A 26,669-nucleotide genomic window follows, 5' to 3' on the forward strand; every position below is an offset into this window, starting at 1 on the left:
CGGCAATCTAACCTCTGCCGAAAATCGTATCCATATCCTGCTCCGGCGCCGTAAGTGGCTGGAGCTGGTAGGTATCAACTAAGAACTTGACAACGGTCTCGGACATGAATGCCGGGAGCGTCGGGCCAAGGTATATCTTTTTGACACCGAGGGAAAGCAGGGTGAGCAGGATGCAGACAGCCTTCTGTTCGTACCACGATAAGACGAGGGTAAGCGGAAGCTCGTTGATGCTGCACGAAAATGCATCTGCAAGTGCGAGGGCAACCTTGATGGCACTGTAAGAATCGTTGCATTGCCCCATGTCTAAGATACGTGGAATCCCGTCGATCTCCCCAAGGTCGATATCGTTAAAACGGTATTTACCGCAGGCGAGTGTCAGGACGAGGGAATCCATTGGTGTCTGCTTTACAAATTCCGTATAATAATTTCGTCCCGGATGGGCACCGTCACAGCCGCCGACAAGAAAGATGTGTTTGATCGCACCACTCTTGATGGCGGCTATGATTTTGTCTGCGTGGGATAAAACTGCACCATGTGCAAAACCGGTCGTTACAATATGACCGCCGTTAATACCGCTCATGCTGTGGTCGTGTTCATAACCGCCTAAGCGTTTGGCATGTGCAATCAATTCGCTGAAATCCTTGTGTCCGTCTTTATCTCCGGTGATGTGCTTCATTCCGGCATAACCGACAACGGATGTCGTGTAAATGCGGTCAGCGTAGCTTGGACGCGGCGGCATCAGACAGTTTGTTGTGAAAAGCACAGGGGCAGGGATATTCTCGAATTCCGTCTGCTGACTCTGCCAGCTGGTTCCGAAATTCCCGGCAAGATGCTTATATTTCGCAAGCTCCGGATAGCCATGTGCCGGAAGCATCTCGCAGTGTGTGTAGACATTGATACCGGTTCCTTCTGTCTGTGCGAGCAGTTCTGCCATATCTTTTAGGTCATGACCGGACACGACGATAAATGGTCCCTTCCGGATGTCGGTGTGTACGCGTCGCGGTTCCGGAGTGCCGAAGGATTTTGTATTTGCTGTGTCAAGCAATTCCATACATTTGAAATTAACCTGCCCAAATTCCATGATCAGGGCAATCCATTCTTCCACAGTGTGTTCCCGATTGACCTCGCATAAGCCCTTGTAAAACCATCGGTTGACGTCCTCGTTCTCATAGCTTAAGTTGCGGGCGTGATGCGCGTAGGCGGACATACCCTTCAGTCCGAAGAGCAGGGTGGAGCGAAGCGATACGATATCGTTTGTACCATCCCACAGAGAGATAACCGGAACAGGTGTGGAACCGATGCGTTCCCGCTCCGCAATGACACGATGGATAAAATCCCGGATCGCATCGTTATCAAAATTCACATTGGTCAAGGTTGTGAAAAGTCCGTCGATGATCAGACGGCAGGATTCGGACGTGAAATTCTGCTCCTTCGTAGCTGCCTCAGCCAGCTGGATCAGCTCGCATACGAGCTCGTCTTGCAGATTAGAGGTTTCTGGCTGTTTGCCGCAGACACCGGTTGTCACACAGGCTTTGTTGCCTGCGGTCTGCTGACATTGAAAACAAAACATTTCTGACATGATTGTACTCCTTTGAAAATAGATTCTTACGAAAGTATGAACCGGAGAATCTAAATTTATTCAAAAATCGGGTTGTCAAACAAAAATCCTGTGGTATAATACCCATGTATATAGGAAAAAGCGTTGACGGAAAGAGTAGTGCATGGACACCATCCAGAGAGAACGACATAAGCTGGAAGCCGTTTATGGAAGAAATGTATGAAAACCATTCCCGAGCTGTGCGTAGAAGATGACCGGATGATCGGTTGTTGAAGCGTCACCGTAAGGCATGCGTTAAAGCCAAATGAAGTGAAACACTAAGGTGGAACCGTGTGAAAGCACCCTTAGATACAAGGTTAAGGCATTGTATCTCAAGGTGCTTTTTTGGTAGTATGCGAAACATTCAATAAGATGGATTGAGGAGCATATGAATAGTAATTCTAAAGCAGACCGTTGAAGCACGCTGGTACTTAATGAACGGCAAACTTGTTTGTCGTGAATTTAGTACCACTGCGTGATGAACCGAGCGAGAGCGTGTCTGCGTAGAATTAGTATTCATATGAGACTCTCGTAGAGTGGATATGTTTCGCAATAAGAAAAAGGAGAACGAAAATGGTAAACTTCAAAGAAGACGAACAGTTAAAAACATTGAACCACTCCTGTGCCCACTTAATGGCGCAGGCAATCAAGCACCTGTACCCACAGGCAAAGTTCTGGGTAGGACCGGTTGTTGCAGAAGGTTTCTACTATGACGTAGACCTCGGCGATGACGTAATCCGCGATGAGGATATCGCAGCCATCGAGAAGGAAATGAAGAAGGTTGCAAAGTCAGGCAAGAAGATCATCCGTAAAGAGATTTCCAAGGAAGAGGCTCTGGAGATGTTCAAGGATGATGAGTACAAGCTGGATCTGATCTCTAATCTGGAAGATGGAACGATTTCCTGCTATGAGCAGGGCGACTTTACAGACCTCTGCCGTGGACCACACGTAGACAATGTAAAGCTCTGCCGTAACTTCAAGCTGCTCCGTCATTCCGGCGCTTACTGGAAGGGCGACAGCAACAACAAGGTATTGCAAAGAATCTATGGCGTCTGCTTCCCGACACCGGAAGAACTGGAGGCACACTTAAAGCTTCTTGAAGAGGCAAAGGAGAGAGACCACAGAAAGATCGGTAAGGATATGCAGCTGTTCATGGTAGACGATCTCGTTGGACGTGGACTTCCGATGTTCCTTCCAAAGGGCTATACGATCTGGCAGGAGCTTGAAAACTACATCAAGGAGAAGGAGCGCAAGCTTGGCTATCTGCACGTTATGACACCATGTGTTGGTACGGTGAATCTGTACAAGACATCCGGTCACTGGGATCACTACAAGGAAAATATGTTCCCGGCCATGGACGTAGAGGGTGAGTCTTTCGTTCTTCGTCCGATGAACTGCCCACATCATATGATGATTTATGCAAACCGTATGCATTCTTATAAAGACCTCCCAATCCGTATTGGTGAGATCGCACATGACTTCCGTTTCGAGGCGAGTGGTACTTTGAAGGGTATCGAGCGAGGCAGACATTTCTGTCAGAACGATGCGCATTTGTTCGTGACACCGGAGCAGATCGAGGATGAGTTCTCAAAGGTTGTAGACCTGATCTTCAGCACATACAAGGATTTCGGTATCACAGATTATCGTTGCGTGCTGTCTTTGCGTGACCCGGAGAACAAGGTAAAATACCACGATGATGATGAGATGTGGAACACAGCCGAGGATGCACTTCGTAAGGTATTGAATGACCTTGGCATCGAGTATACAGAGGAAATCGGTGAGGCAGCATTCTACGGACCAAAGCTTGATGTAAATGTAAAGCCGGCCGTCGGAAATGAATATACACTTTCTACCTGCCAGCTTGACTTCTGTCTGCCTGCGAGGTTCCAGCTTACTTATATTGACAAAGATGGCGAGAAGAAGACACCGGTTGTATTGCACAGAGCAATCCTCGGTTCTCTGGATCGTTTCATGGCATACATTCTGGAGGAGACAAAGGGTAACCTTCCAACCTGGTTAGCACCAGTTCAGGTAAAGGTTATGCCGGTTAAGACAGACAACGAAGAGTTGATGGCATATGCACACAAGGTTGTGGATGCGCTGGATGCGAAGAATGTCCGTGTAGAATTAGACGACAGAGCAGAGAAACTTGGCTACCGTATGCGTGAAGGTCAGGTGGAGAAGGTTCCATATCTTCTGGTTCTTGGCTTCAACGAGGTTGAAAATAACACCGTATCTTACAGATTGCATGGTCAGGCAGATACAACTGTTGTTGGTCTGGATGAATTTGTTGCGAAGATTGAGGAAGAGATCAAGACAAAGGCGAAAAACAGATAATCAATGAGGAAACATCGAGTGCTTAGAGTGATCGGTTGCGTCGTTGGCGCAATCGTGATCATTCTGCTATATGAAATGATTGGAATATTTGCTGCATACAAGAAGCAGCCGGCGCTCTCGGAAGAGACGAAGCAGAGCCTGCATCCCGAAGATATTTATACGGATGCATCGGTCGAAGAGCGCGCCCGTATTATCGAGGAAAATGGGGATGCGTTGTTGCAGCGTGTCCGCCTGATCGAACAGGCGAAGGAAGAAATCATCTTATCTACGTTCGCATTTCATGATGATGACAGCGGACAGATCATGATGGGTGCTTTGCTTCGGGCAGCGGAGCGGAATGTGCACATCCGTATCTTAGTAGATGGATTCGAGAGTTGGACGGCGATGGAAGGAAATGCATATTTCTATGCGATGTCGTCCCATCCGAATATTGAGATCAAGGTGTATAACCGTGCGAACCCATTAAAACCTTGGGAGATGATGGGGCGCATGCATGACAAATATCTGATCGCAGATGGGAAAACATACATCCTTGGCGGACGAAATACATATAATTATTTCCTTGGTGAGTTCCCGGGACATAAGAATTACGACCGCGATGTGCTGGTCGTCTGCGAGAATCCGCAGGCGGATAGCTCCGTGAACCGGTTGCTTGCTTATTTTGAGACGATCTGGAGTCAGAAGGATTGTAAATATTTCCATGACAAAGAAAAGCTTGCCGACCGGAAATCTGTTAAGCAGGCAAAGGAAGATGTGCAGACGGCATTTGTCACTTATTACGATGCACGGAAAGATACAATCACAGACACGGACAATGAGAAAGATACGGTTGTAACTGACAAAATCATGTTGATCTCGAATCCAATCCATACCGGGGCGAAGGAGCCGACAGCATGGTATGAGATGGGTGTCCTGATGAAGCAGGCGAAGAAGCGTGTAAAGATCCACACACCGTACATCATCTGCAATGATATGATGTATGACACCTGGTCAGATGTAGCTGCAAATGTACCGGAATTTACGGTTATGACAAACTCTGTCGCGAATAACGGCAACCCGTTTGGTTCCGCAGATTACCAGAAAAACCGGGACAAAATCAGCAGTACCGGTGTTACAATCTGGGAGTATGAGGGCGGATATTCGTATCATGGAAAGAGCATTCTGATCGACGATGATATATCCATCATTGGTTCGTTCAATATGGATATGCGCAGTGTCTATTTGGACACAGAACTGATGCTCGTAATTCGAAGTAAGGAGATCAACGCCCAGTTGGAATCAGCCATGATGAAATATGAACAGGGCGCAAGACAGGTGCTTGCCGACGGACAGTATGCGAATCCTTATCATGTGGAGCCAATCGCACTCACACCGAAACGCCGCCGTAGAGTATTTGTTGTACGGTATCTGCTTGGATGGCTGCGGTTTTTGTTTTAGGGATATAATTAGATAAGATATAAAAAAGAAAGGTTTATCCGAGAAAAATTGGATAGACCTTTCTTTTTGTTGACTGCAAATCGAATTATTCTGTTATGCCTAATATGTTTTCAATTTCATCCGTGCTTTTTCCAGAAGCTAATGCGATCTGGTCTATGGTAAAGTTATTTTTGTACATATTTTTGATAGTGACTACTATGCCTTGCTGTTCACCTGCCAGATATTGTTCTTCCAATTCATCTTGAAATAAATCTCTTAATGCTTCACACATAGCTAATTTCTCCCTTCTGATTTCCTGATATATAGTTCGATTCGCCGCATAACTTACTTGCAATATAGCATTGATATTATTCATATCACGTTTGGATGTCATCCCTTTTGTACTTTTGAGGAACTCCTGAATTGTTGAGGTTTCAGCCTCTTTGGATAATACACAAAATATGCTGTGTAATACTGGATCTAGTCTGCGTAGTACAACAATCTGCAAAGGAAACAGAAAACCGGATATGTAATAAATTCCGGGATATTCTTCTTTGATCTCATGGCTTTGTGTATCCTCCTTGAGTTTTTTGAATAGTTCTCGTGGATATGCTTCCCGGAAGAGTGACACCGTGATATCATGCGTGGATATGGCGTCCACGGTGTCTCCAAAGGATTTGTACAGGCAGGCATAACCAAGTACTTTGTGCAATGTGTCAATGGATAACTGGTCACCGGGACCTTTGTACTCGATGATATTATGTTTCCGCATAATTTTTCCAATCTCATTATGCAGATGCGTTGTATGATCCTTCAAATGCAGAATCAATAGATCAATGCGCAACGGTTCTTTACTCAGATAATGCTCTGGCTCAAACGTTAACTCTTCGATATTTTCCCGTAGTTCCAATTCGGCTGCAGCCTGAAAGGCTGTATGCCAATGGATATAGTTTTGATTTGTACTCAATATATTCCTCCTAAGTATATCATAACAAGGCATGAAAATGTGTGAATTTTGTAAAACAGTAAAATGTTTGTCTGAATTCAAAAGTAAACGGGTAACAAAATAAGTAAATAGATATTTGAAATGATAAAAATAAATAGACTGTTACCGAACTACGCCAGAACAACGATTCTCGACAACACAATTACCATATCATGGAAAAGCATATGCTGTAAATAAGGGAAAGAAAAATATCACAGAAAATTCACACGTTACACAAGGTATTACAACCTATAAAATCGACACATTCCCCTATAAAAATCCCCTATTATCCGATATAATATTATGTGAAAATAATAGTAGTTAATTGTGCGATACAGGAAACGTGTTTACACGTGTGAAGTCACCGGGCGGTGTCCGGTGACTTTCCTGTAAATGAGCAAAAACGCGAAGGAGAATAATCTATGATTCGAATGGAGATTGCGCTGATACTGATTCTGGCGTTTGTGGCGGGAATCTATTTCTCGGCAAGGCGGAGACAGACCGCGTTACATAAGACATTTTCGGCACTTTTGATCGTGGTGATCGTGCATCTGATGTTTGATGCGGCGACGATCTATACGGTAAACCATCTTGCTCAGGTACCGCTTGTGCTGAACGATGTTTTACACCGGCTGTTTGTCGGTACGATGGCATTGGTGTTGTTCTTTTTCTATCAGTATATTGCGATACTGGTGGAGGAAGAGACCGGGAAGAAGCGGACACTCGATCTGCCGGCACGGATATTTCTGGCGATTTCGGAAGTCGGGGCGATGACGCTTCCGATTACTTACATCGAGACACCGGATGGAAATTATTCGGCGGGACTTTATGCATATGTAAGCTATGTCAGTGTGGCAGTGTATCTCATACTTTGCTCATGGCTGCTGCTTGCAAACTGGAAGCGGATGGACAATAAGAAGAAATTCGCCATCGGAATGGCACTTATATTTGAGTTCACAATCTGCTTCCTACAGGGATTGCACCATACATGGCTGATCAGTGGAATGGGAATCACGCTTATGACGCTCGCATTCTATCTGACCTTGGAGAATCCGGATGCGCTGCGTGCGGAGCTTACGGAACAGAAGATGTCGATGCTCTATCTGAAAAGTCAGGTGAATCCGCATTTCTTGTATAATACGCTTGATACGATTCGGATTCAGGCGGAGTTGGACGGAGATAAGAAGGTTGCAAAGCTTCTGATGCGGCTTGTGGATTTCTTCCGGCTGAGCGTCAAGGTCGACCGTTCGATGGTCACGCTTGATGATGAGCTCGAACTTGTGGAAGCATATATGGAGCTGATGTGCTACCGGTATCCGGAGCTCTTCTGCGATTATGATATCGATCCGGATTTAGGGGCAGTGCAGGTACCGAACTTTATCTTACAGCCGCTGGTGGAGAACAGTCTGCTGCATGGAATGAAGAACCGCGGATACCGGGGCGAAATCGAGATATCCGTAAAACGCGCAGGCGCAGATATGGAGATCCGCATCAAAGACAGTGGCAGCGGATTTGAAGAGGGTATGAAAGCACAGATTGATAAGATGTTACTGCACTACAACAAGCAGGAGGCGAAGCTGGATGGAAACAGTATCGGGATCCTGAATGTGCAGAAACGGATCAAATATCTGTGCGGCAGAAAATATGGACTATCCTATGAGGAAAACAGCGCAGGGGGCGTGACAGCGCGGTTGCTATTGCCGGTTTGGAAGGAGGAAGCATCATGAGAAAGTTGCGCGTCGTATTAGTCGACGATGAGATTATGATACGTGAGGGATTCAAGAAATTATTTGACTGGGGCGCACATGACTGTGAAGTCGTGGGTGAGGCAGCGGATGGTGTCGAGGCGCTTGGGGTGATCGACAGCATGGTGCCGGATATTGTAATCATGGATATCAATATCCCGATTATGAACGGCCTGAAGGTCATCCAGACCAGCCGCCTGAAATATCCGGATATGGCATTTATCGTTGTATCGGGATACGATGATTTTTCTTATTGCAGGGAAGCATTGCGGCTGCAGATTACGGACTACATCCTGAAACCGGTCGACTATGAGGAGTTCGGGAACACGATCGATCATTTGAAGATATCGATATTCGAGAAGCAGACGAAGGATGTGACACCCGGCAGTGAAGCGTCAACGATTGTTGGAATTGTACGGTATATGCAGGAGCATCTGGCAGAAGAAATCAGCCTGAATGTACTTGCGGAAACATTTCATCTGAGCGCACAGTATATCAGCCAGCTCTTCAAGAATGAGATCGGTGTGAATTTCCTTGCTTATCTGACGACAATCCGTATGGAGTGTGCGAAGAAGCTGCTCGTCTCGACACAGTTATCCGTTGCGGAGATTTCTGATCGGTGCGGCTATGCCGATTACCGGGTGTTTACCAAGGTATTCAAGAAGACGGAGGGGAGTACACCGTCGCAGTATCGCAGAGATTTTTTGTAAAAGATATAAATCTGTAACAAGAATGATGCAGAAATGATGCATGCCGGATGTATGATGCAGGTTATAAAAAGAAAATCGGAAGATATCTGAAGAATTGACACATTTAGATAGAAAAAGAGCCTATTTTCTTTTTATATCAATCGTTATAATACAACCGAAAGAAGGAAAGAACTATGAGAAAGAAAGCATGGATATTATGTACGGCAATGGTAGTGACTTTGGCGGGATGCAGCAATGTGAGTGAAAATAACACAACCGATATCATCCAGGTGAGCAGCGAGATGGTGACTACGACGGAAGCAGCAACGGAGGTTACGACAACCACCGAAAATGAAACTGCGACCGAATCTGTTACGGAGAGCAATACCCCGGACAGCACATTACAGTCAGAAGGTTCGAATACAGGGAAGACGGAACCGGCGGCAACAGAATCCCAGACAACAGAATCTCAGTCACAGGAAGGCGAGCCATCCGATGATTCGTGGAAGGAAGCGTTCGAGAAGACGCTGTATGAGGAGTATGGAGTGGTGCCGGATCATTACGAATATATCGGAAATGATGTCTATCAGGTCTATGTGAAAATCGACGGGAAGATCGTGCCATATGTGGCAGTGAATTGGAAGACGGGAGATTTCCACGGATAGAAGAAAGGATAAAGACGGGTGAAAGAAATGGGCGATGCAAACAAAATCACAGGATATGGAGAACATAGAGAATTATATCGGATTTCAACGGATGAAATCCTGTATTTTGAGGCAGTAGGAGAGAAAGTGTTTGCCTATACGGAACAGGAAATTTATGAGATAAAGAATCGCCTTTACCAGATTGAAGAGAAGGTAAATGCGTATGATTTTACCCGGGCATCCAAATCTATGCTTGTAAATACAGACAGAATCTCAAGTATTGCTTCGATTTCAGGCAGCCGAGGGAAGATTATGATGGATAACGGAGAGGCGGTCATTGCAAGCCGCATGTACTACAAACCATTGCTTTCATCCATGAAATGGAAGAAAATCAGTTAATGTTTTTTGTGTTTTTTTCTGACAGAAAATATGCTATGATGAAAGACAATTGGCATAAAGGTTAGAAAAAGGAGACACAAAATGAGCAAGAAATTACTTTTGATCAACGACATGGCTGGCTATGGAAAGGTTGCGTTATCCGCGATGATTCCGGTGCTTTCCCATATGAAATATGAGGTATTTAATCTGCCAACGGCAATCGTATCGAACACGCTTGATTACGGTAAGTTCGACATCCTGGATACAACCGGTTACATGAAAAATGCGATCGCTGTCTGGGAACAGCTGGGATTTGAATTCGATGCGATCTCAACCGGATTTATCGTGTCAAAGGAGCAGACGGAGCTTGTGACTAAGTTCTGTAAGGCACGGGCGGAAAAAGGTGTAACGATCTTCACAGATCCGATTATGGGAGATGAGGGAAAGCTCTATAACGGAATTACAGAGGAGACGATTCATTTGATGCGCAAGCTGATTTCGGTTGCGGACTACATCGTACCGAACTATACCGAGGCGGCATATCTGACTGGGCTTCCATATAAGGAAGATGGTGTGACAGAGGAAGAATATCATGCGATGATCGACAAGCTTCGTGCATTTGGTGCGAAATCAATTGTAATCACAAGTGCGAAGATCGCGGGCACAGACTGCAGATCGGTTGTCGGATACGACCACAAGAAGGAAGAATATTTTAAGGTTGATTTCGAAGAGATTCCGGTACGTTTCCCGGGAACCGGAGATATCTTCTCGGCTGTATTTATCGGAAAGCTTATGAGCGGTAAAGATCTGCAGACTGCAACCGCAGAGACGATGGATGCCGTGAAGATCATGATTAGGGTAAATGCGGATAATGTAGATAAATATAAGGGGATTCCGCTTGAAACCTGTTTGGAGGTGCTTGACTGATGGCAAGACCGAGGATTCGGATCACACTGATTGATCAGAAGGGTGAAAAGGGATGTCACAGAGGTCATAAGATCGGTGATTCCTATGATTTTGATACGGAGCGGGGGAAGCTGTGTCCGATGGCAATGCACGTTGCATTCCCATACGTGGATATCCTCCGGTATGGCGGCGAGATACCGGGACAGGAGAACGGTACCGCTGTTTTTGCATGTCCGGATGTGGATACACTGAATGTATTTAAAATCGAGCGGATAGACAGTTGATGTACGAAAAGAAAAACAATAAAAACAATAAGGATTATTGATTTTATTTGAAACATTTTGTATAATACAGTCAGAGTTTATATTACATCTAATATAAAACATAATATAAATAATTTGAAAGGAGAAACTATTATGTTACAGAACCAGGAATGGGAATCATTCACAGGTAGACTCTGGAAGGAAGAGTGCAACGTAAGAGACTTCATCCAGAACAACTACACACCTTATGATGGAGACGAGAGCTTCCTTGCAGGACCAACAGATGCTACGAACAAGCTCTGGGATAAGCTTCAGGCTCTTCAGAAGGCAGAGAGAGACAATGGTGGTGTATTGAAGGAGGATGCAGATGTTGTATCTAGCATTACAGCATATGGTCCTGGCTACATTGATCCAGAGACAAAGGATCTTGAGCAGATCGTAGGTCTTCAGACAGACGAGCCACTTAAGAGAGCATTTATGCCTTATGGTGGTATCAAGATGGCTGAGGAAGCACTCGAGATGTACGGATACAAGCCAAACGAGAACTTCCACAAGATCTTTACAGATTATCATAAGACACACAACCAGGCAGTATTTGATGCTTATACACCAGAGATGATGGCAGCTCGTCATACACATATCGTAACAGGTTTGCCAGATACTTATGGTCGTGGACGTATCGTTGGTGACTACAGAAGAGTTGCTCTTTACGGTATTGATCAGCTGATCGCTTGGAAGCAGGAAGATAAGGCTAACTGCGGCGATGGTAATATGTATGATGACGTTATCCGTCAGAGAGAAGAGTTGACAGAGCAGATCAGACGTCTTCAGGAGATGAAGGTTATGGCTCAGTCATACGGCTATGATATTTCTAAGCCAGCTTCAAATGCGAAGGAAGCTGTTCAGTGGTTATACTTCGGATACCTTGCAGCTATCAAGACACAGAATGGTGCTGCTATGTCCGTAGGACGTGTATCTACATTCCTTGATATCTATATCGAGAGAGATATTAAGGCTGGTAAGCTTACAGAGGCTCAGGCTCAGGAGCTTATCGATCACTTCACAATGAAGCTTCGTATGGTTAAGTTCGCAAGAATTAAGTCATACAACGAGCTGTTCTCAGGTGACCCTGTATGGGCTACACTTGAAGTCGGTGGTATTGGTATGGACGGACGTTCAATGGTTACAAAGAACGACTACAGATTCCTTCATACTCTTGAGGATATGGGACCTGCTCCAGAGCCAAACCTTACAGTACTTTACTCTTCAGCATTGCCTAACAACTTCAAGACATATGCTGCTAAGATCTCTGTAAGAACAAGCTCAATCCAGTACGAGAACGATGATGTAATGAAGCCAATCTGGGGCGATGATTACTCAATCTGCTGTTGTGTATCTGCTACACAGACAGGTAAGGAGATGCAGTTCTTCGGAGCTCGTGCAAACCTTGCTAAGTGTCTCCTGTACGCTATCAACGGTGGTAAGGATGAGAAGTTCCTTGACAAGAAGACAGGTAAGCCAATGCAGGTAGGCCCTGACTACGCTCCTATTACTTCTGAGTACCTTGACTATGATGAAGTACTTGCTAAGTACAAGCAGATGCTTGACTGGTTAGCAGGACTTTATGTAAATATCCTGAACCTGATTCAGTACATGCATGACAAGTACTACTATGAATCAGCAGAGATGGCATTGATCGATACAGATGTACGTCGTACATTTGCTACAGGTATTGCCGGATTCTCACACGTTATCGATTCCCTTTCAGCTATCAAGTATGCTAAGGTTAAGGTTATCCGTAACGCAGAGACAGGACTTGCAGAAGACTTCGAGATCGAAGGCGAGTTCCCTAAGTATGGTAATGATGATGACAGAGCAGATAATATCGGTGTATGGCTGCTTCATGAGTTCCTTACAGACATCAAGAAGAGACACACATACCGTAATTCAGAGCCTACAACATCTATCCTTACAATCACATCTAACGTAGTATATGGTAAGTTCACAGGTAACCTTCCAGATGGTAGACGTGCTTGGACACCATTTGCTCCAGGTGCTAACCCAAGCTACGGTGCTGAGACATCAGGACTTCTTGCATCTCTGAACTCAGTTGCTAAGATTCCTTATGAGTGGTCTTTGGATGGTATCTCAAATACTCAGACAATGAACCCATCTGCACTTGGTCATGATGAGGCTGAGAGAGCTGAGAAGCTTGTAAGCGCTATGGATGGTTACTTCGATCAGGGCGCTCACCACTTGAACGTAAACGTATTCGGTAAGGATAAGCTCCTGGATGCTATGGAGAACCCAGATAAGCCAGAGTACGCTAACTTCACAATCCGTGTATCTGGATACGCTGTTAAGTTTATCTCTCTTACACGTGAGCAGCAGCTCGATGTTATCAACAGAACATTCCATGACTCACTTTAATTAGAAGTTTGTCAAAAATGTTTTTGATAGATAAGTAATTCACTGGAGTCCCGGAGATACTATCTCCGGGACTTTTTATAAAAATAAAATTGTTAGAGGTGGAACATGCCGGAGAAGAAACAGATTTTAGGTTATATTCATTCAACAGAAAGCTTTGGAGCCGTAGATGGACCAGGTATCCGATTTGTAGTATTTTTGCAGGGCTGTAAGATGCGTTGTAAGTACTGTCATAACCCGGAGACGTGGAATCTGGTAACCGATTACACAAAGCTCTATGCTGATACAACGGATGATAAAGAACGAGAAGAACTCGAAAAGAAAATTGAAGAGAACACAAAACTGCTACTAGATAAAGGCGTCAAGGTTGAAGCGAGAACTCCGGAAGATCTGCTCAAGCAGGCACTTCGTTATAAGCCGTATTGGAAGGGCGACGGAGGAATAACCGTCAGCGGAGGCGAAGCACTTCTGCAGATGGACTTTTTGATCGAATTCTTCAAGCTTGCAAAAGCACAGGGGATTCACACAACGATTGATACAGCGGGCAATCCATTTACAAGAGAGGAGCCTTTCTTCTCGAAGTTTAATGAACTGATGGCACTCACTGATTTGTTCCTGCTTGATATCAAGCAGATTGAGGACGACAAACACCGGGAGCTGACAGGGTTCTCGAATAAGAATATATTAGACTTGGCACAGTATCTCTCCGATCAGGGAAAGCATATGTGGATTCGACATGTCCTTGTGCCGGGCATAACAACCGACGAAGCAGATCTGAAGAAGACGGCTGAGTTTATCAAGACTTTGAAGACGGTTGACCGGGTGGAGGTATTGCCATACCATAAGCTTGGAATTCAGGAGTGGGAGCGCCTTGGAATCCCTTATAAGCTGGAAGGAATCGATCCTCCAACGGACGAACAGCAAAAAATTGCAAGAGAGATTCTGGACGCAAAGTAATTTTGCTTATAGAATCAGAATAAGACAATATAAGAAAACGAATGAGACTGCACAATATTCAGAAAGATGAGTATTGTGCAGTCTTATTTTATTTTAGAAATGGAATAAAAATAGAGATTTGGAATAGAAAAGTAGGCTGTAACGTGCTATGATTTGATACAGTTAGTCGTGACAAACAAACGTTGCATATGGAGAGAATCAAGATATGAATAAGAGATTACAGGCAATTATTAAGCGGAGTAAGTATCTGGAAGCGCTGATAGGAGGAATTCCGCCAGAGATGTTATCCTTCTTCTTAGACAAATTGCAGATTGAAATATCGGAGCTGTCCGGGGAGGTAACACATTTAAAAATGGGACAAGATGATGAGTATATGAATTTTGTCACACCGCTGGAGGGAATTGAGATTCTGGAATACTACATGGCAGGAATGGATCAGGTGCCGGGACATGAACAGGCACAGGCAATGGATAATACCACTGTGATTCATTATTGTAACCGGGGACAGGCAGAAATCCGGGTACAGGATGGCAGGTATGCGTATATGAAGCCGGGAGAATTCTGTATCGAGTGGCACCAGCAGGTCGGGAAGCAGTTTAATTTCTATAATGAATCCTATGGTGGATTAGAGATTATAATGACGCTGGATGGTATCAGTGATGAGGATGAAGCATTGCTCCGGCGGTTTGGAATCGATCTGGACTTGATACAGGAAGCGTATGACCGGAATGATGATTACTTTATCGGACGGTGTACGGACAGACTCCAGGCAGCTTTCGAGGTTTTGGCGGAGAACATACAGGATGGCAGGAGTGAGAAAAGTACATATCTGATCTCTACACTGTATGTGTTGAATCTGATTCAGACGGAGGCGATTCCGAAGTTAGAACAACAGTTTTATCTGACGAAGGGACAGCGGAAGATCGTGCAGGAGATCCACGACCGTATCGTGCAGAATCTGGCGGAGGATATCTCTATGACAGAGCTTGAAGCGAGCTATCCGGTCAGCACCGTTTCGCTGAACAAATATTTTGAGATCGTATATGGAAGCACAGTCAAACGGTATATGCAGAATCTCCGGATGCAGGAGGCGGCGAAAAAGCTTGTGACTGGAACCGATTCGATTGCGGATATCGCACTCGCAGTCGGGTATGAGAGCCAGAGCAAATTCGGTACTGTTTTTAAGCGGAAATATGGACATACACCATTGGAATATAGAAGATTATATGGAGGAAAATAAGATGTTTATTCAGATGCAGCATGCAAAGAAAAGCTATGGAAAGGGAGAAAGGGAAGTACACGCATTGGATGATACGGAGCTTGCTTTAGAGCAGGGCAAGATCTATGTGATCTTAGGACCATCCGGTTCCGGAAAAAGTACGATGTTAAATATGCTTGGCGGTCTGGATTCGCTCGATTCTGGAAGTATCACTGTGGATGGAAAGGAGATTTCCAAACTGAAATCAGGCGAGCTTACGAAGTACCGCCGGTCCGATGTCGGATTTGTATTCCAGTTTTATAATCTGATTCCAGACCTGACAGTGAAGGAAAATATACAGGTCGTATCGGACATCGCAAAAGAACCATTGCCATTGGACGAAGTGATGCAGGCAGTGGATATCGAGAAATATAAGGATCGTTTTCCAAATGAACTTTCCGGTGGACAGCAGCAGAGAGTTGCAATCGCACGTGCGATCATCAAGAATCCGAAGCTTCTGCTGTGTGATGAGCTGACCGGAGCACTTGATTCCAAGACATCTAAGAATGTGTTAAAGTTCGTGGAGAAGGTCAATGCGCAGTTTGGCACGACTGTCGCAATCATCACCCACAATGAGATGATCGCGGGTATGGCAGATGGTGTGATCCGGATCAAGGATGGCAAGGTTGTCGCAAACAAAGTAAATGAGACGAAGATTCCGGCAGATAAGCTGGAGCTGTAAGGGGTGGCGACATGACATTAAATAAGAGATACATACGAAATATCAAACAGAATCTGTCCTTTTATATATGCGTGATGCTCCTGACAGCGGTTGCGATTATTTTATATGTTGCATGTAGCGGTGCCAGCCGTGGCGAGGGTGATTATCTGGACAAATTTTTTGAGGAAAAACACGTGGAGGATGCACAGTTTGCAACATATCAGAGCATTGACAAGGATGCACAGCAGACACTTTCAGAAAAGTATGATGTGACGATCGAAGAACAATCATACGCAGATTTTGATGTGGATGATCCAGACTGTGATGTGCGGGTTGGAAGTGATATTGCGGAGGAATATACGATCCGTGTATTTGATCCTACTGAGAAGATTGATACCTATGAGGTATTAGATGGTAATGACGTGCAGGCGGGGGATGAAATCCTGCTGACACCGAGAATGATGTCGTTACGGGGATTTGAGATCGGAGATACGATTGAGCTTGGTGGAAAACGTTATACGATCGTTGGTTCGATGGCACGCCCGGATTATTTATCTCCATATATAAATAATTCAGATAATATGTTCCAGTTCGATGTATTTGGCTGTGCGATTGTCAGCAAGACGGCATATGAGGAGATAGAGCCGGCAAAGAAAAACACCTATTACAGTGTGATCTATGGAGAAAATTCCGACGAGAAAGCATTTCGGAAGGCGGTTCATGAGGACTATTACATTCTCTCATATATAGCAGCCACGTCCAATATGCGAATCCGGACGTCAAGAAACGAGATCAAGACACTGGATATGTACACAGGCATGATTCTGCCGGTTATGGTGCTGTTCATCGTGCTTTTAATCGCAATCGTGCTCGGTAGAAAGATCAAGTCCGAAGCAAAACAGATTGGAGTGCTGAGCGCACTTGGCTATGGCAAAGGACGGCTGGCACTGCATTACGGAATATTTGGACTGATTCCGGGCGTTGGCGGTGCGTTGCTTGGAAGCCTCTCTGCAATTCCCCTTCGGGATGCAATGATAGAAATGATGTTTGGCAACAAGATAGAGAAGCTGCCGGTTGATTACAGCTCTTCTATACAGCAGATGATATATGTGTGCCTGATTCCGGTCGTTGCATATGTGCTGGTTGCGATGCTTGCGGCACTTCGGGTTCTTCGGTTAAAGACGGTGGATCTTCTGCATGGAAATGGCGGCGTGAAGCGGCATAACCGGATGCGCATGGCGAAATCAAAGCTGAAATTCACGACGAAGTTTAAGCTTCGGGCATTGATTGGAAACTGGTCAAGAAGTCTGGTCGTAATTTTCGGTGTTGCGGTTGGCGGAATCCTGATGATATTCTGTTATGCATGCGTGGATTCACTGGAGAATTTCTGTGACAAGTCCGTGCATGAAGTCGGAAGCTATGAGTACGAATATTTCCTGACCGATATCCGCACAGAGCCTGTGACCGATGCGACTCCGATCATGATCGGAAATTTCGGTGTGGAAGGCAGCGAGACAAACATGTTGTATATGGGTATGGATAATAATCCATATATGGGACTGAAAAACACGCAGGGCGAGGAGCTGACGCTGATGAAGGGAAAGCATTACATATCGGCGATGGCGTCCATGCTCTATAATGTGACGAAGGGGGAAACACTTCGGTTCTACAATCTGGCAACGATGGAGGAATACTCGGTCACGATTGATGATGTGATACAGAATGACTGTCAGAGTATCCTGTATGGAAACTGGGCGGATGCCTGTGCATTTATGGATGTTCCAGAGGGAAGCTATAATGCGCTGATGTCAGACAAAAAGCTGGATCTTGAAGAATCCGAATATCTGTCTTGTTTGTCAAAACAGGCGTTGTCCGATCAGATCAATGAGATCACGGTTAGTATGAAACAGCTTATCAATATCAGTCTTGTCTTTGCTGCCGTGATTATCGTAATCAGTATCTATCTGATGGTGAACATGCTGATCAACGAGAACGCATCGTCCATCTCGATGCTGAAGGTGCTTGGATATGAAGACAAGGAAATTAACCGGATGATCATTCATATATATCATATTTTGATTCCAATTGGATTTGTGATGAGTGCGGTTGGCGGTGTGGTATTGTGCCGGATGAATTTTGAGGTGAGCGTCAGTGCCTACAATACTTATATCGAAACGGTTTACAAACCGCAGGGATTCATAATATTCGCAGTCTTGCTGGTTGCAAGCTACGTTGTATCCCTGTTGTTGCTTGGTCGGAAAGTGAAGCGGGCGGATATGATCGAGAGCCTGAAGGATAACCGGGAGTAGGAATATTTTCTATAATTAATTAAGAAGCTGTATCTGTAATGGGTGCAGCTTTTTTGATATAGGAAAAGATTATAACAAACAATCATTTTTATGTATGGCTGTCTGTATTGACATAACAGAGGAAGCACGTTATAATCTGAAACCATGAAAGAGAAATAAATAATATATCAGATAGGAAAAGTAGGGTATAAAACCTGCGGGAGAAAGGAAGTACGTCTATGGCAATCATCCAGATACAAGATGTATCCAAAAAATTTCAGACAAAAGACGGCGAGATTGACGCGCTGAAGCATGTGACGCTCGACATTGAAGCCGGAGACATATATGGTATCATCGGTATGTCCGGTGCAGGGAAGAGTACACTCGTGCGATGCATCAACCATATCGAAGTTCCGACTGAGGGAACAGTGATCGTGCAGGATAAGGATCTGAGCAAACTTTCCGAGAAAGAGCTTCGCAAGCAGCGGGAACATATCGGCATGATCTTCCAGCATTTCAATTTGTTGATGCAGAAGTCCGTATTGGAGAATGTATGCTTCCCATTGTTTATTCAGGGGAAGTCGAAGGCAGAGGCAAAGAAGAAAGCTTATGAGCTTCTGGATATCGTAGGTCTGAAGGATCGTGCCAAAGCGTATCCATCTCAGTTATCCGGTGGGCAGAAACAGCGTGTGGCGATTGCGAGAGCCTTAGCTTCCGATCCTCAGATTCTTCTGTGTGATGAGGCAACGAGTGCGTTAGACCCACAGACAACTTCTTCGATTCTCGCTTTGTTGAAGGATATCAATAAAAGGTTTGGTATCACAATCGTTGTGATCACACACCAGATGGCAGTTGTCCGGGAGATTTGTAACAGGGTAGCAATTATGAAGGATGGACAGGTGGTCGAGAACGGAAGTACTGTAGAGATCTTCAATCATCCAAAGTCAGAGGTGGCAAGAGAACTGCTCAGAAAGGACGATGGCGGAGATACCGATGGTGACGATCAGCAGACAGCAAACCAGATTCAGGATGGAACGAAGATACGAATCGTATTTACAGAAAATTCCGCGTTTGAACCGGTCATTGCAAATATGATCTTGACATTTAAGGAGCCAATCAACATCCTGAAAGCAGCAACCAAGAATGTTGGCGGCGTGGCAAAGGGAGAGATGATATTGGAGATTCCAAATGGCTCCACGAATGTGAAAGCGATGGAACAGTATCTGATTGACCGGGGACTTGAGCTAGAAGAGTTGTCGGAGACAAAGACAGGAGGTGCGTTCTAATGTGGACAGAACAGGTTCGTTCCATGATTGGAACAGGTATTCTTGAGACGTTATACATGACCGTTGTTTCAACTGTATTTGGATATTTATTTGGACTGCCGATGGGAATTCTCCTCTGTATCACAGATAAAGAGGGATTGAAGCCAAATAAGGTGATATATAAGATTCTGGATGTAATCGCGAACATCGTGCGAAGCATACCGTTTTTGATCTTGTTGATCCTGCTGATTCCATTTACAAGATTGTTGCTTGGAAAAAGTTATGGTTCGACTGCAACGATCGTCCCACTGACAGCGGCGGCGATTCCATTTATCGCAAGAATGGTTGAGTCTTCGTTGAAGGAAGTCGATTACGGAGTCATCGAAGCAGCAAAGGCAATGGGCGCAAGCAACAGCAGAATCATCTTCAAGGTGTTGCTTGTTGAAGCAAGAACTTCCCTGATCACGGGTGCAACGATTGCAATCGGAACGATCCTTGGATATTCCGCAATGGCAGGTGCAGTCGGCGGTGGCGGACTTGGAGATATCGCAGTCCGTTACGGATATTACCGGTATCAGACAGATATTATGCTTGTTACGGTGGCGTTACTGATTGTGATTGTACAGGTATTTCAGTCGGTCGGTATGTTCGTTGCAAACCGTCTGGATCGCAGAAAATAATTTGCAATATATGCGGGAATCGGAATGTGCACACCGAAACCTGCTTATATATAAAGTAATGGATCATTGGATGAAAGTTTTCAATGATTATAAAAACAGGAAAGAGAGGACATGAATTATGAAGAAATCAATTAAGAAATTACTCGCACTGACACTGACAGGTGCATTTTTGGTAGGAACACTCACAGGCTGCGGAAAGAGCGGCGAGGATGATAAGACAATCACAGTTGCAGCATCTGCAACACCACACGCTGAGATTCTGGAGTACGCAAAGGATAAGCTCAAGGAGCAGGGCTATGATCTGCAGGTAACTGTCTTTGATGACTATGTAAAGCCAAACGAGGTTGTAGAAAGCGGCGATTTTGATGCCAACTACTTCCAGCATGTACCATATCTGGAAAGCTTCAATGAGGAGAAGGGGACACACCTTGCTGTTGCAGGTAAGATCCACTATGAGCCATTCGGTATCTATCCGGGAACAAAGAAGAGCTTGGATGAGATCGCAGACGGCGATTCTATCGCAGTACCAAACGATACAACAAACGAGGCAAGAGCATTGCTGCTTCTGCAGGATAATGGCATCATCACATTGAAAGATGGCGCTGGTATCAACGCAACGGTCAACGATATTGCTGAGAATCCACATAATGTAAAGATTGTTGAGCTTGAGGCTGCACAGGTAGCCAGAGTCGTTGATGAGACAGCATTTGTCGTATTGAATGGTAACTATGCACTTGCTGCCGGTTTCTCAGTAGGAAAGGATGCCCTTGCTTATGAGAAGAGTGATTCCGAAGCTGCCAAGACATATGTAAATGTAATTGCAGTAAAGGAAGGAAACGAGGATAGTGCAAAGATTAAGGCACTGGTAGATGTATTGAAGTCTGACGATGTGAAGAAGTACATCAACGATACTTACGATGGAGCAGTTCTTCCTTACGAGGAGTAATTATGGCAAAATGGTTATCCGCTTGAACAGACAGGCAGGCGTATAATGATAGTGCACAAAAGATAAACGACATGAACTACCCGGTTCTCTGTACATTCCCAATGACAGTCGGAGTGACAGACAGCCGGGTGTTTTTTTACGGATAAAAATGGAAATTCTCAGTCGGATATAAAAAGAACGCATAACAGCCATATAGATAGCAGATATCAATTGCCGTAAAACAAAAAAATCGAAAGTATTTGCCATGATTTTGGAGAAAAAATAGAGGAAAATATGCATTTTGCTCTTGTTTTTTTCGAGAAATGTCTATAAAATAGAAAACAGACAGTTTAAATGCATGATTCATACAATGCAAATAAATGTGAAAGGTATAAGGTAGCTGAAATGAAGAAATACAAGGATATGAGTAAAGACGAGTTATTGACATTAAAAGCCGCTCTTATGGAGGAATACAAGGAAGAACAGGCAAAGGGCCTCAGCCTCAATATGGCAAGAGGAAAGCCTGGATTCGCCCAGTTAGCACTTTCCATGCAGATGTTAGATGAGATTAATAGCAAATCTGATATGCGTACCTTGCTTGGAAATGATACAAGAAACTATGGAGATTTGGATGGTATCGGAGAGTGTCGTCAGCTTATGGCAGACATGATGGAAGTCAAGAAGGAGAACATCATCGTATATGGTAACTCCAGTCTGAACGTTATGTACGATACAGTTTCCCGTTCGATGACACACGGTGTCAATGGTTCGACTCCTTGGTGCAAGTTGGATAAGGTCAAGTTCCTCTGCCCGGTACCTGGATATGACAGACATTTTAAGATCACAGAGTTTTTTGGCATTGAGATGATCAACATCCCGATGAATTCCGATGGACCGGATATGGATCTGGTTGAGAAATACGTAAATAACGATGCCGCAGTGAAGGGTATCTGGTGTGTGCCGAAATATTCAAATCCAACCGGAATCGTATATTCCGATGAGGTGGTAAGAAGATTTGCAGCATTAAAGCCGGCAGCCGAAGACTTCCGTATCTTCTGGGATAATGCATACTGCATCCATCATCTGTATAAGGATCAGCAGGCAGAAATCCCGAATATCTTAGAGGAGTGTGAGAAGGCTGGGAATCCGGATATGGCATATATGTTTGCTTCGACATCAAAGATCACATTTCCTGGTTCCGGTGTTTCTGCGATTGCAACTTCTACAACAAATGTAGAGTTTATCAAGCAGCAGTTGACTGTACAGACGATCGGTCATGATAAGATCAATCAGCTCCGTCATACAAGATTCTTCAAGAATATTGATGGACTGAAGGCACATATGGAGAAGCATGCAGATATCTTACGTCCAAAGTTCGAGGCAGTTTTAAATGCGTTTGATCAGGAGCTTACAGGACTGGAGATTGGTTCGTGGGTAAAGCCACTCGGTGGATATTTCATTTCTTTTGATGCACTCGAGGGCTGTGCGAAGAAGATCGTTGCAATGTGTAAGGATGCAGGCGTGGTACTGACAGGCGCCGGTGCAACCTATCCGTATGGTAAAGATCCAAAAGACAGCAATATCCGTATTGCTCCTTCGTTCCCATCTGTGGAAGAGATGGAAGCAGCATCGAAGATTTTTGTGCTTTGCGTGAAGCTTGCAAGTATCGATAAGTATCTGGAAGCATAAGCTTGTCAGGACAATTAAATAGAGAGTGTTCGAATCCCGGTGTGAAAGCACCGGGATTTTTTGCAAAGTGCTGGAATGAAATAATTTAATAACTGACATACTAATTTCAGAATGCGGAATCCGAAATACGAGAATAATCAGACATTTGATATATCAGAAATGCCAGAAGCAATTCTCGTATTTTTGATTCGTGAATAAATGGAGGAATTCGTATGAAGGATCGAATCGAGACATTGAAGGAATATTTGAAGCGCCTTGGAGGTGGAGAACCGCTGGAAGCAGTAAGAAAAGATTTTGTGGAAGTATTTAAGGATGTTGATCCTGCGGAGATCATGAAGGCGGAACAGGAGATGCTCGCGGAGGGAACACCGCTTTTTGAGGTGCAGAAGCTGTGTGATGTACATGCCGCACTCTTCCATGGAAAGACGCGGGAGGAACAGATTGCGAATGCGGAAAGGGCAGTGCATGCGTCGGTGTTGCGGGAAGAACGGGAATCAAAGACGCGGGAACTGGCGCAGACCAAAGGACATCCGCTGTGGCTGTTTGCAAATGAGAATGGGGCTCTTGCTATGCTGTTAGAGCAGGCAGAGGAGAAGATCAAGGATGGCAGTGCGAATAAGAAGACGTTGGAATCGTTGCGTGGTATCTCCATTCACTATGCCAAGAAGGGAGATCTTCTGTACCCGGTTTTGAATGTGCGGTATGGGATATCCGGACCGGCAAGTGTGATGTGGACGGTTGACGATGAGATCCGGGATGAAATCTCATTTCTTGCGAAGATGAATGATAAGGAACCCGAATGGCAGGAGCGGTTTGCAACGGTAGTAGCACGGGCACAGGAAATGATCTACAAAGAGGCAAATATTTTGTTCCCAAACTGTGCGGCAAATTTCACGGAGGAAGAGTGGATCGGCATCTACCATGACCAGAAGGATTATGCATTCTGTTTCGGCGTGGAGCCGGAGATCTGGCAGAAGGCGGAGGACAATCAATATGTACCGGAGACGTCGCTCACAGAGACGGAAATCCGCATGCCGGGCGGACATCTGACGATTACACAGCTGATTGCACTTCTGAATACGATTCCGATGGAGATCACATTTGTGGATGTGGACAATATCAATCGTTTCTTCAATGAAGGACCGAAGGATTTCAAGCGTCCGGGGATGGCAATCGACCGGGAAGTATTCTCCTGCCACCCACCGAAGATTGAAGCAATCGTACGAAGAATTATCGGAGAATTCCGCGCGGGGGCATTGGATGAGGTGCCAATCTGGATGGACAAAAACGGAAAATGTATGCTTGTCAGATACATGGCGGTACGGGATAAAGAGGGTAAGTATCTCGGCACACTGGAGCTCGTGCAGGATATGGGATTTGCAAAGGAACATTTTCAACCGGAAAAGCGGCAGGAGGAGATATGGTAAGTGGAGAAATGGAAAATAGAGAGAGTAAGATCTCCCGGAAGTTATATTCCGGGAGATTTTTGCATGAGCGAATGAGTGTAGTTATATTCGTAGATGGACTTTTGTCTGCAGATATGGTAATTTAGGGATAAGTTTAGAATAGATATAGCCATTCATAAAATGGTATAGCATATAACAGAGAAAAACATAATACAGGAAGTTGAATGACTGATGGTGTGAGGCAGACAAATGAATAAAATCGAAGAATATTATAATAAATTTAACGAAGAAAAACGGTTAAATTCCAGACATGGGCAGATCGAGTACCGCATCACGATGAAATATATTCATGATTATCTGGATGTGCGGATGCAGGAGTTGAAGGTTACGAACCGGGAAGATATCAGGATTCTCGATATTGGTGCCGGAACCGGGCGTTATAGCGTGGCACTCTGTGAGGAATGTTACGATGTGACGGCAGTGGAGCTGGTGAAGCATAACTTAGGTATATTGAAGCAGAAAAACAGCAACGTACATGCAATGCAGGGAAATGCGCTGCATCTGAAGAAGCAGGAAGATAATACTTATGATCTGACGCTGCTCTTCGGTCCGATGTATCATCTGATGACGAGGGAGGAGAAGCTTCAGGCGCTCTCTGAGGCGAAACGCGTGACGAAACCGGGCGGGATTATATTAGTCGCCTATGTGATGAATGAGTATGCCGTGGTCGTATATGGCATTCAGGAGAACCATCTGGAAGAAAGCGTGAAGAATGGAACACTGGATGCATCGTATCATACGGTACCTGCGGAGGATAGTCTGTATGCATTTGAACGGATCGAGGACATCGACAGCTACAATGAGGCAGTTGGGCTGAAACGGGAGAAGATTTTGTCTCCGGATGGACCGGCAAATTATATCCGCCCGTTTGTGAATCAGTTAAGTGAGGAAAGCTATGAGCTTTTCGTGGCGTATCAGTTGAAGGTGTGCGAACGGCCGGATCTGATCGGTGCAGGAGCACATACGGTGGATATACTTCGTAAGGAATTGTGATGAACAGGATACATGCATGTATTGGATAGGATGAGCTGGAACGAATATATGCATGGTACAATGAATGGAACACAGAGACGTGTGTAGATTATCAGGCGATTACGTGATAATGTAAGATATAAGGAGAAGATAAAACATGGAACAAGGAAGCTTGCCGGAACGCTATCTGTCGCGTTCGGTGATTAAACATATACGAAGATTGAATCCGAAGCTTTCGGTATCGGCAGCAGTCGGAAATGATTATGCGAATCTGCACGGAAGCGTAAGTGCGGATGGCATCGGTGATACGCCGTGGATTGCGTGGGTGAAAGCAATGAATAATTTTGCGTGCTCCGGCGGACAGGTCGAGGGTGCACGTCTTACGATGCTACTTCCACAGAATGTAAAGGAGTCATGGATCAAAGGATATATGGCAGATTTCAATTCCTATGCAGAAGCAAAAGGCATACAGATCTTAGGTGGTCACACACAGGTGTCAGAAGTGTTTACGCGTGCGCAGTTTGTCGTGACGATGCTTGGAACAGCGAGTGAGTACCATGCGAATAAAAAGAAGATCAAGCCGGGCTATGAGATCGTAATGGCCGGACAGGCGGGCCTGATGGGCGCGGATATAATACTGAAGGAAAAGCGGGAAGAACTGCATACGCGGTTCCCGGATTTCTATCTGGATATGGCAAGTGTCAAGGAAGATGCGTATAGCATTGCGGATGCGGCGCGGAAGATTGCAGATTCCGGCATGGATATCTGCTATATGCATGATGGCTCATCGGGTGGTGTCTATGGTGCCCTGTGGCAGATGGGCGTCTGGATGGATAAGGGCTTTGAGGTACAACATGTAGATATTCCAATCCGACAGGAGACAATTGAAATCTGCGAGTTCTTCAATATCAATCCGTATCTCCTAGATGCAACCGGGTGTCTGTTTGCAGTCGTGGAAGATGGAAAGATGCTGGTGGAATATCTGGCAGAGCAGGAAATGGAAGCCGCCGTGATCGGTGTTGTGACAGAGAAAAAAGAGAAACTGATCGTGGTAAATGAGCTGGAACACCGGTGCCTGTCTCCTGTGAATGGGGATGAGATACATAAGGTATTGTAAATGA

The 26,669-nt window shown here is 44.9% G+C and carries 23 protein-coding genes; 21 read left to right on the forward strand and 2 right to left on the reverse strand.

The genetic code is table 11. The annotated features are described in order from the left end of the window. Positions 1–7: 7 nt before the first annotated feature. Positions 8–1,570: a hydroxylamine reductase gene (gene hcp, locus ACZQK9_RS08175; protein ID WP_483270322.1), complete on the reverse strand. Its 1,563-nt coding sequence runs from the start codon at positions 1,568–1,570 to the stop codon at positions 8–10. A gap of 600 nt (positions 1,571–2,170) precedes the next feature. Here hcp and thrS point away from each other — a divergent pair. Further along, a complete protein-coding gene (thrS, locus tag ACZQK9_RS08180) occupies positions 2,171–3,934 on the forward strand; it encodes a threonine--tRNA ligase (protein WP_483270272.1) in 1,764 nt (587 codons plus the stop codon). A gap of 3 nt (positions 3,935–3,937) precedes the next feature. Next, positions 3,938–5,371 (forward strand): phospholipase D family protein, encoded by a 1,434-nt coding sequence (locus ACZQK9_RS08185; RefSeq protein ID WP_483270273.1) that lies wholly within the window; start codon positions 3,938–3,940, stop codon positions 5,369–5,371. A gap of 85 nt (positions 5,372–5,456) precedes the next feature. Here the strand turns inward: ACZQK9_RS08185 and ACZQK9_RS08190 are convergent, their stop codons facing one another. Then, positions 5,457–6,317, reverse strand: coding sequence for a nuclease/transposase family protein (locus ACZQK9_RS08190; RefSeq protein WP_483270274.1), 861 nt, complete (start codon positions 6,315–6,317; stop codon positions 5,457–5,459). 440 nt (positions 6,318–6,757) lie between these two features. Here ACZQK9_RS08190 and ACZQK9_RS08195 point away from each other — a divergent pair, with 440 nt between their 5' ends. The 19 genes from ACZQK9_RS08195 to ACZQK9_RS08285 all read left to right on the forward strand — a co-directional run bounded on the left by ACZQK9_RS08195 (position 6,758) and on the right by ACZQK9_RS08285 (position 26,665). Further along, positions 6,758–8,062, forward strand: a complete 1,305-nt coding sequence (locus ACZQK9_RS08195) for a sensor histidine kinase (RefSeq protein WP_483270275.1) — start codon at positions 6,758–6,760, stop codon at positions 8,060–8,062. Continuing rightward, the gene (locus ACZQK9_RS08200; RefSeq protein ID WP_483270276.1) at positions 8,059–8,790 is read left to right on the forward strand and encodes a response regulator transcription factor; all 732 of its coding nucleotides are present in this window, start codon (positions 8,059–8,061) and stop codon (positions 8,788–8,790) included. Before ACZQK9_RS08195 ends, ACZQK9_RS08200 begins: the two co-directional genes overlap by 4 nt. 173 nt (positions 8,791–8,963) lie before the next feature. After that, positions 8,964–9,434 carry a hypothetical protein gene (locus ACZQK9_RS08205; protein WP_483270277.1) on the forward strand — a complete coding sequence of 157 codons (471 nt, stop codon included), beginning with the start codon at positions 8,964–8,966 and terminating at the stop codon, positions 9,432–9,434. Positions 9,435–9,461: 27 nt separating this feature from the next. Continuing rightward, positions 9,462–9,812 carry a LytTR family DNA-binding domain-containing protein gene (locus ACZQK9_RS08210; protein ID WP_117781439.1) on the forward strand — a complete coding sequence of 117 codons (351 nt, stop codon included), beginning with the start codon at positions 9,462–9,464 and terminating at the stop codon, positions 9,810–9,812. An 81-nt stretch (positions 9,813–9,893) separates the two neighbouring features. After that, a complete protein-coding gene (locus ACZQK9_RS08215) occupies positions 9,894–10,718 on the forward strand; it encodes a pyridoxamine kinase (protein WP_483270278.1) in 825 nt (274 codons plus the stop codon). Then, positions 10,718–10,981, forward strand: a complete 264-nt coding sequence (locus tag ACZQK9_RS08220; RefSeq protein ID WP_118373513.1) for a TIGR04076 family protein — start codon at positions 10,718–10,720, stop codon at positions 10,979–10,981. The genes ACZQK9_RS08215 and ACZQK9_RS08220 overlap by 1 nt, the downstream gene beginning before the upstream one ends. A 132-nt stretch (positions 10,982–11,113) precedes the next feature. Beyond that, positions 11,114–13,390, forward strand: coding sequence for a formate C-acetyltransferase (gene pflB, locus ACZQK9_RS08225; protein WP_118734339.1), 2,277 nt, complete (start codon positions 11,114–11,116; stop codon positions 13,388–13,390). A 105-nt stretch (positions 13,391–13,495) separates the two neighbouring features. Next, positions 13,496–14,344, forward strand: a complete 849-nt coding sequence (locus tag ACZQK9_RS08230) for a radical SAM protein (RefSeq protein WP_195541446.1) — start codon at positions 13,496–13,498, stop codon at positions 14,342–14,344. 205 nt (positions 14,345–14,549) lie between these two features. After that, positions 14,550–15,584: a helix-turn-helix domain-containing protein gene (locus tag ACZQK9_RS08235; RefSeq protein ID WP_483270279.1), complete on the forward strand. Its 1,035-nt coding sequence runs from the start codon at positions 14,550–14,552 to the stop codon at positions 15,582–15,584. 1 nt (position 15,585) lies between these two features. Next, a complete protein-coding gene (locus ACZQK9_RS08240) occupies positions 15,586–16,284 on the forward strand; it encodes an ABC transporter ATP-binding protein (RefSeq protein WP_440586870.1) in 699 nt (232 codons plus the stop codon). A gap of 11 nt (positions 16,285–16,295) precedes the next feature. Further along, positions 16,296–18,572 carry an FtsX-like permease family protein gene (locus ACZQK9_RS08245; protein ID WP_483270280.1) on the forward strand — a complete coding sequence of 759 codons (2,277 nt, stop codon included), beginning with the start codon at positions 16,296–16,298 and terminating at the stop codon, positions 18,570–18,572. Between the two features lie 218 nt (positions 18,573–18,790). Then, positions 18,791–19,837 carry a methionine ABC transporter ATP-binding protein gene (locus ACZQK9_RS08250; protein WP_483270281.1) on the forward strand — a complete coding sequence of 349 codons (1,047 nt, stop codon included), beginning with the start codon at positions 18,791–18,793 and terminating at the stop codon, positions 19,835–19,837. Further along, the gene (locus ACZQK9_RS08255) at positions 19,837–20,496 is read left to right on the forward strand and encodes a methionine ABC transporter permease (RefSeq protein ID WP_118734337.1); all 660 of its coding nucleotides are present in this window, start codon (positions 19,837–19,839) and stop codon (positions 20,494–20,496) included. The genes ACZQK9_RS08250 and ACZQK9_RS08255 overlap by 1 nt, the downstream gene beginning before the upstream one ends. Positions 20,497–20,614: 118 nt before the next feature. After that, entirely contained in the window at positions 20,615–21,442 is an 828-nt protein-coding gene (locus ACZQK9_RS08260) for a MetQ/NlpA family ABC transporter substrate-binding protein (protein WP_483270282.1), read from the forward strand. Positions 21,443–21,826: 384 nt separating this feature from the next. After that, positions 21,827–23,110, forward strand: a complete 1,284-nt coding sequence (locus ACZQK9_RS08265; RefSeq protein ID WP_483270283.1) for an aspartate aminotransferase type Ic — start codon at positions 21,827–21,829, stop codon at positions 23,108–23,110. 212 nt (positions 23,111–23,322) lie between these two features. After that, a complete protein-coding gene (locus ACZQK9_RS08270) occupies positions 23,323–24,537 on the forward strand; it encodes a DUF438 domain-containing protein (RefSeq protein WP_483270284.1) in 1,215 nt (404 codons plus the stop codon). Beyond that, positions 24,531–24,662, forward strand: coding sequence for a hypothetical protein (locus ACZQK9_RS08275; RefSeq protein WP_483270285.1), 132 nt, complete (start codon positions 24,531–24,533; stop codon positions 24,660–24,662). Before ACZQK9_RS08270 ends, ACZQK9_RS08275 begins: the two co-directional genes overlap by 7 nt. A gap of 103 nt (positions 24,663–24,765) precedes the next feature. Beyond that, positions 24,766–25,569 carry a class I SAM-dependent methyltransferase gene (locus tag ACZQK9_RS08280; RefSeq protein WP_483270286.1) on the forward strand — a complete coding sequence of 268 codons (804 nt, stop codon included), beginning with the start codon at positions 24,766–24,768 and terminating at the stop codon, positions 25,567–25,569. Positions 25,570–25,705: 136 nt separating this feature from the next. Then, the gene (locus tag ACZQK9_RS08285; RefSeq protein WP_483270287.1) at positions 25,706–26,665 is read left to right on the forward strand and encodes an AIR synthase related protein; all 960 of its coding nucleotides are present in this window, start codon (positions 25,706–25,708) and stop codon (positions 26,663–26,665) included. Positions 26,666–26,669 lie beyond the last annotated feature (4 nt).

It is taken from the genome of Wujia sp., from assembly GCF_056872695.1.

What these genes read in the sequence shown, in the direction of transcription:
- ACZQK9_RS08240 (WP_440586870.1), top strand. Translation starts at nt 15,586, where the DNA reads ATGTTTATTCAGATGCAGCATGCAAAGAAAAGCTATGGAAAGGGAGAA.
- hcp (WP_483270322.1), bottom strand. Translation starts at nt 1,570, where the DNA reads ATGTTTTGTTTTCAATGTCAGCAGACCGCAGGCAACAAAGCCTGTGTG.
- ACZQK9_RS08250 (WP_483270281.1), top strand. Translation starts at nt 18,791, where the DNA reads ATGGCAATCATCCAGATACAAGATGTATCCAAAAAATTTCAGACAAAA.
- thrS (WP_483270272.1), top strand. Translation starts at nt 2,171, where the DNA reads ATGGTAAACTTCAAAGAAGACGAACAGTTAAAAACATTGAACCACTCC.
- ACZQK9_RS08265 (WP_483270283.1), top strand. Translation starts at nt 21,827, where the DNA reads ATGAAGAAATACAAGGATATGAGTAAAGACGAGTTATTGACATTAAAA.
- ACZQK9_RS08235 (WP_483270279.1), top strand. Translation starts at nt 14,550, where the DNA reads ATGAATAAGAGATTACAGGCAATTATTAAGCGGAGTAAGTATCTGGAA.
- ACZQK9_RS08210 (WP_117781439.1), top strand. Translation starts at nt 9,462, where the DNA reads ATGGGCGATGCAAACAAAATCACAGGATATGGAGAACATAGAGAATTA.
- pflB (WP_118734339.1), top strand. Translation starts at nt 11,114, where the DNA reads ATGTTACAGAACCAGGAATGGGAATCATTCACAGGTAGACTCTGGAAG.
- ACZQK9_RS08215 (WP_483270278.1), top strand. Translation starts at nt 9,894, where the DNA reads ATGAGCAAGAAATTACTTTTGATCAACGACATGGCTGGCTATGGAAAG.
- ACZQK9_RS08195 (WP_483270275.1), top strand. Translation starts at nt 6,758, where the DNA reads ATGATTCGAATGGAGATTGCGCTGATACTGATTCTGGCGTTTGTGGCG.
- ACZQK9_RS08200 (WP_483270276.1), top strand. Translation starts at nt 8,059, where the DNA reads ATGAGAAAGTTGCGCGTCGTATTAGTCGACGATGAGATTATGATACGT.
- ACZQK9_RS08220 (WP_118373513.1), top strand. Translation starts at nt 10,718, where the DNA reads ATGGCAAGACCGAGGATTCGGATCACACTGATTGATCAGAAGGGTGAA.
- ACZQK9_RS08270 (WP_483270284.1), top strand. Translation starts at nt 23,323, where the DNA reads ATGAAGGATCGAATCGAGACATTGAAGGAATATTTGAAGCGCCTTGGA.
- ACZQK9_RS08280 (WP_483270286.1), top strand. Translation starts at nt 24,766, where the DNA reads ATGAATAAAATCGAAGAATATTATAATAAATTTAACGAAGAAAAACGG.
- ACZQK9_RS08275 (WP_483270285.1), top strand. Translation starts at nt 24,531, where the DNA reads ATGGTAAGTGGAGAAATGGAAAATAGAGAGAGTAAGATCTCCCGGAAG.
- ACZQK9_RS08205 (WP_483270277.1), top strand. Translation starts at nt 8,964, where the DNA reads ATGAGAAAGAAAGCATGGATATTATGTACGGCAATGGTAGTGACTTTG.
- ACZQK9_RS08245 (WP_483270280.1), top strand. Translation starts at nt 16,296, where the DNA reads ATGACATTAAATAAGAGATACATACGAAATATCAAACAGAATCTGTCC.
- ACZQK9_RS08255 (WP_118734337.1), top strand. Translation starts at nt 19,837, where the DNA reads ATGTGGACAGAACAGGTTCGTTCCATGATTGGAACAGGTATTCTTGAG.
- ACZQK9_RS08230 (WP_195541446.1), top strand. Translation starts at nt 13,496, where the DNA reads ATGCCGGAGAAGAAACAGATTTTAGGTTATATTCATTCAACAGAAAGC.
- ACZQK9_RS08185 (WP_483270273.1), top strand. Translation starts at nt 3,938, where the DNA reads ATGAGGAAACATCGAGTGCTTAGAGTGATCGGTTGCGTCGTTGGCGCA.
- ACZQK9_RS08285 (WP_483270287.1), top strand. Translation starts at nt 25,706, where the DNA reads ATGGAACAAGGAAGCTTGCCGGAACGCTATCTGTCGCGTTCGGTGATT.
- ACZQK9_RS08260 (WP_483270282.1), top strand. Translation starts at nt 20,615, where the DNA reads ATGAAGAAATCAATTAAGAAATTACTCGCACTGACACTGACAGGTGCA.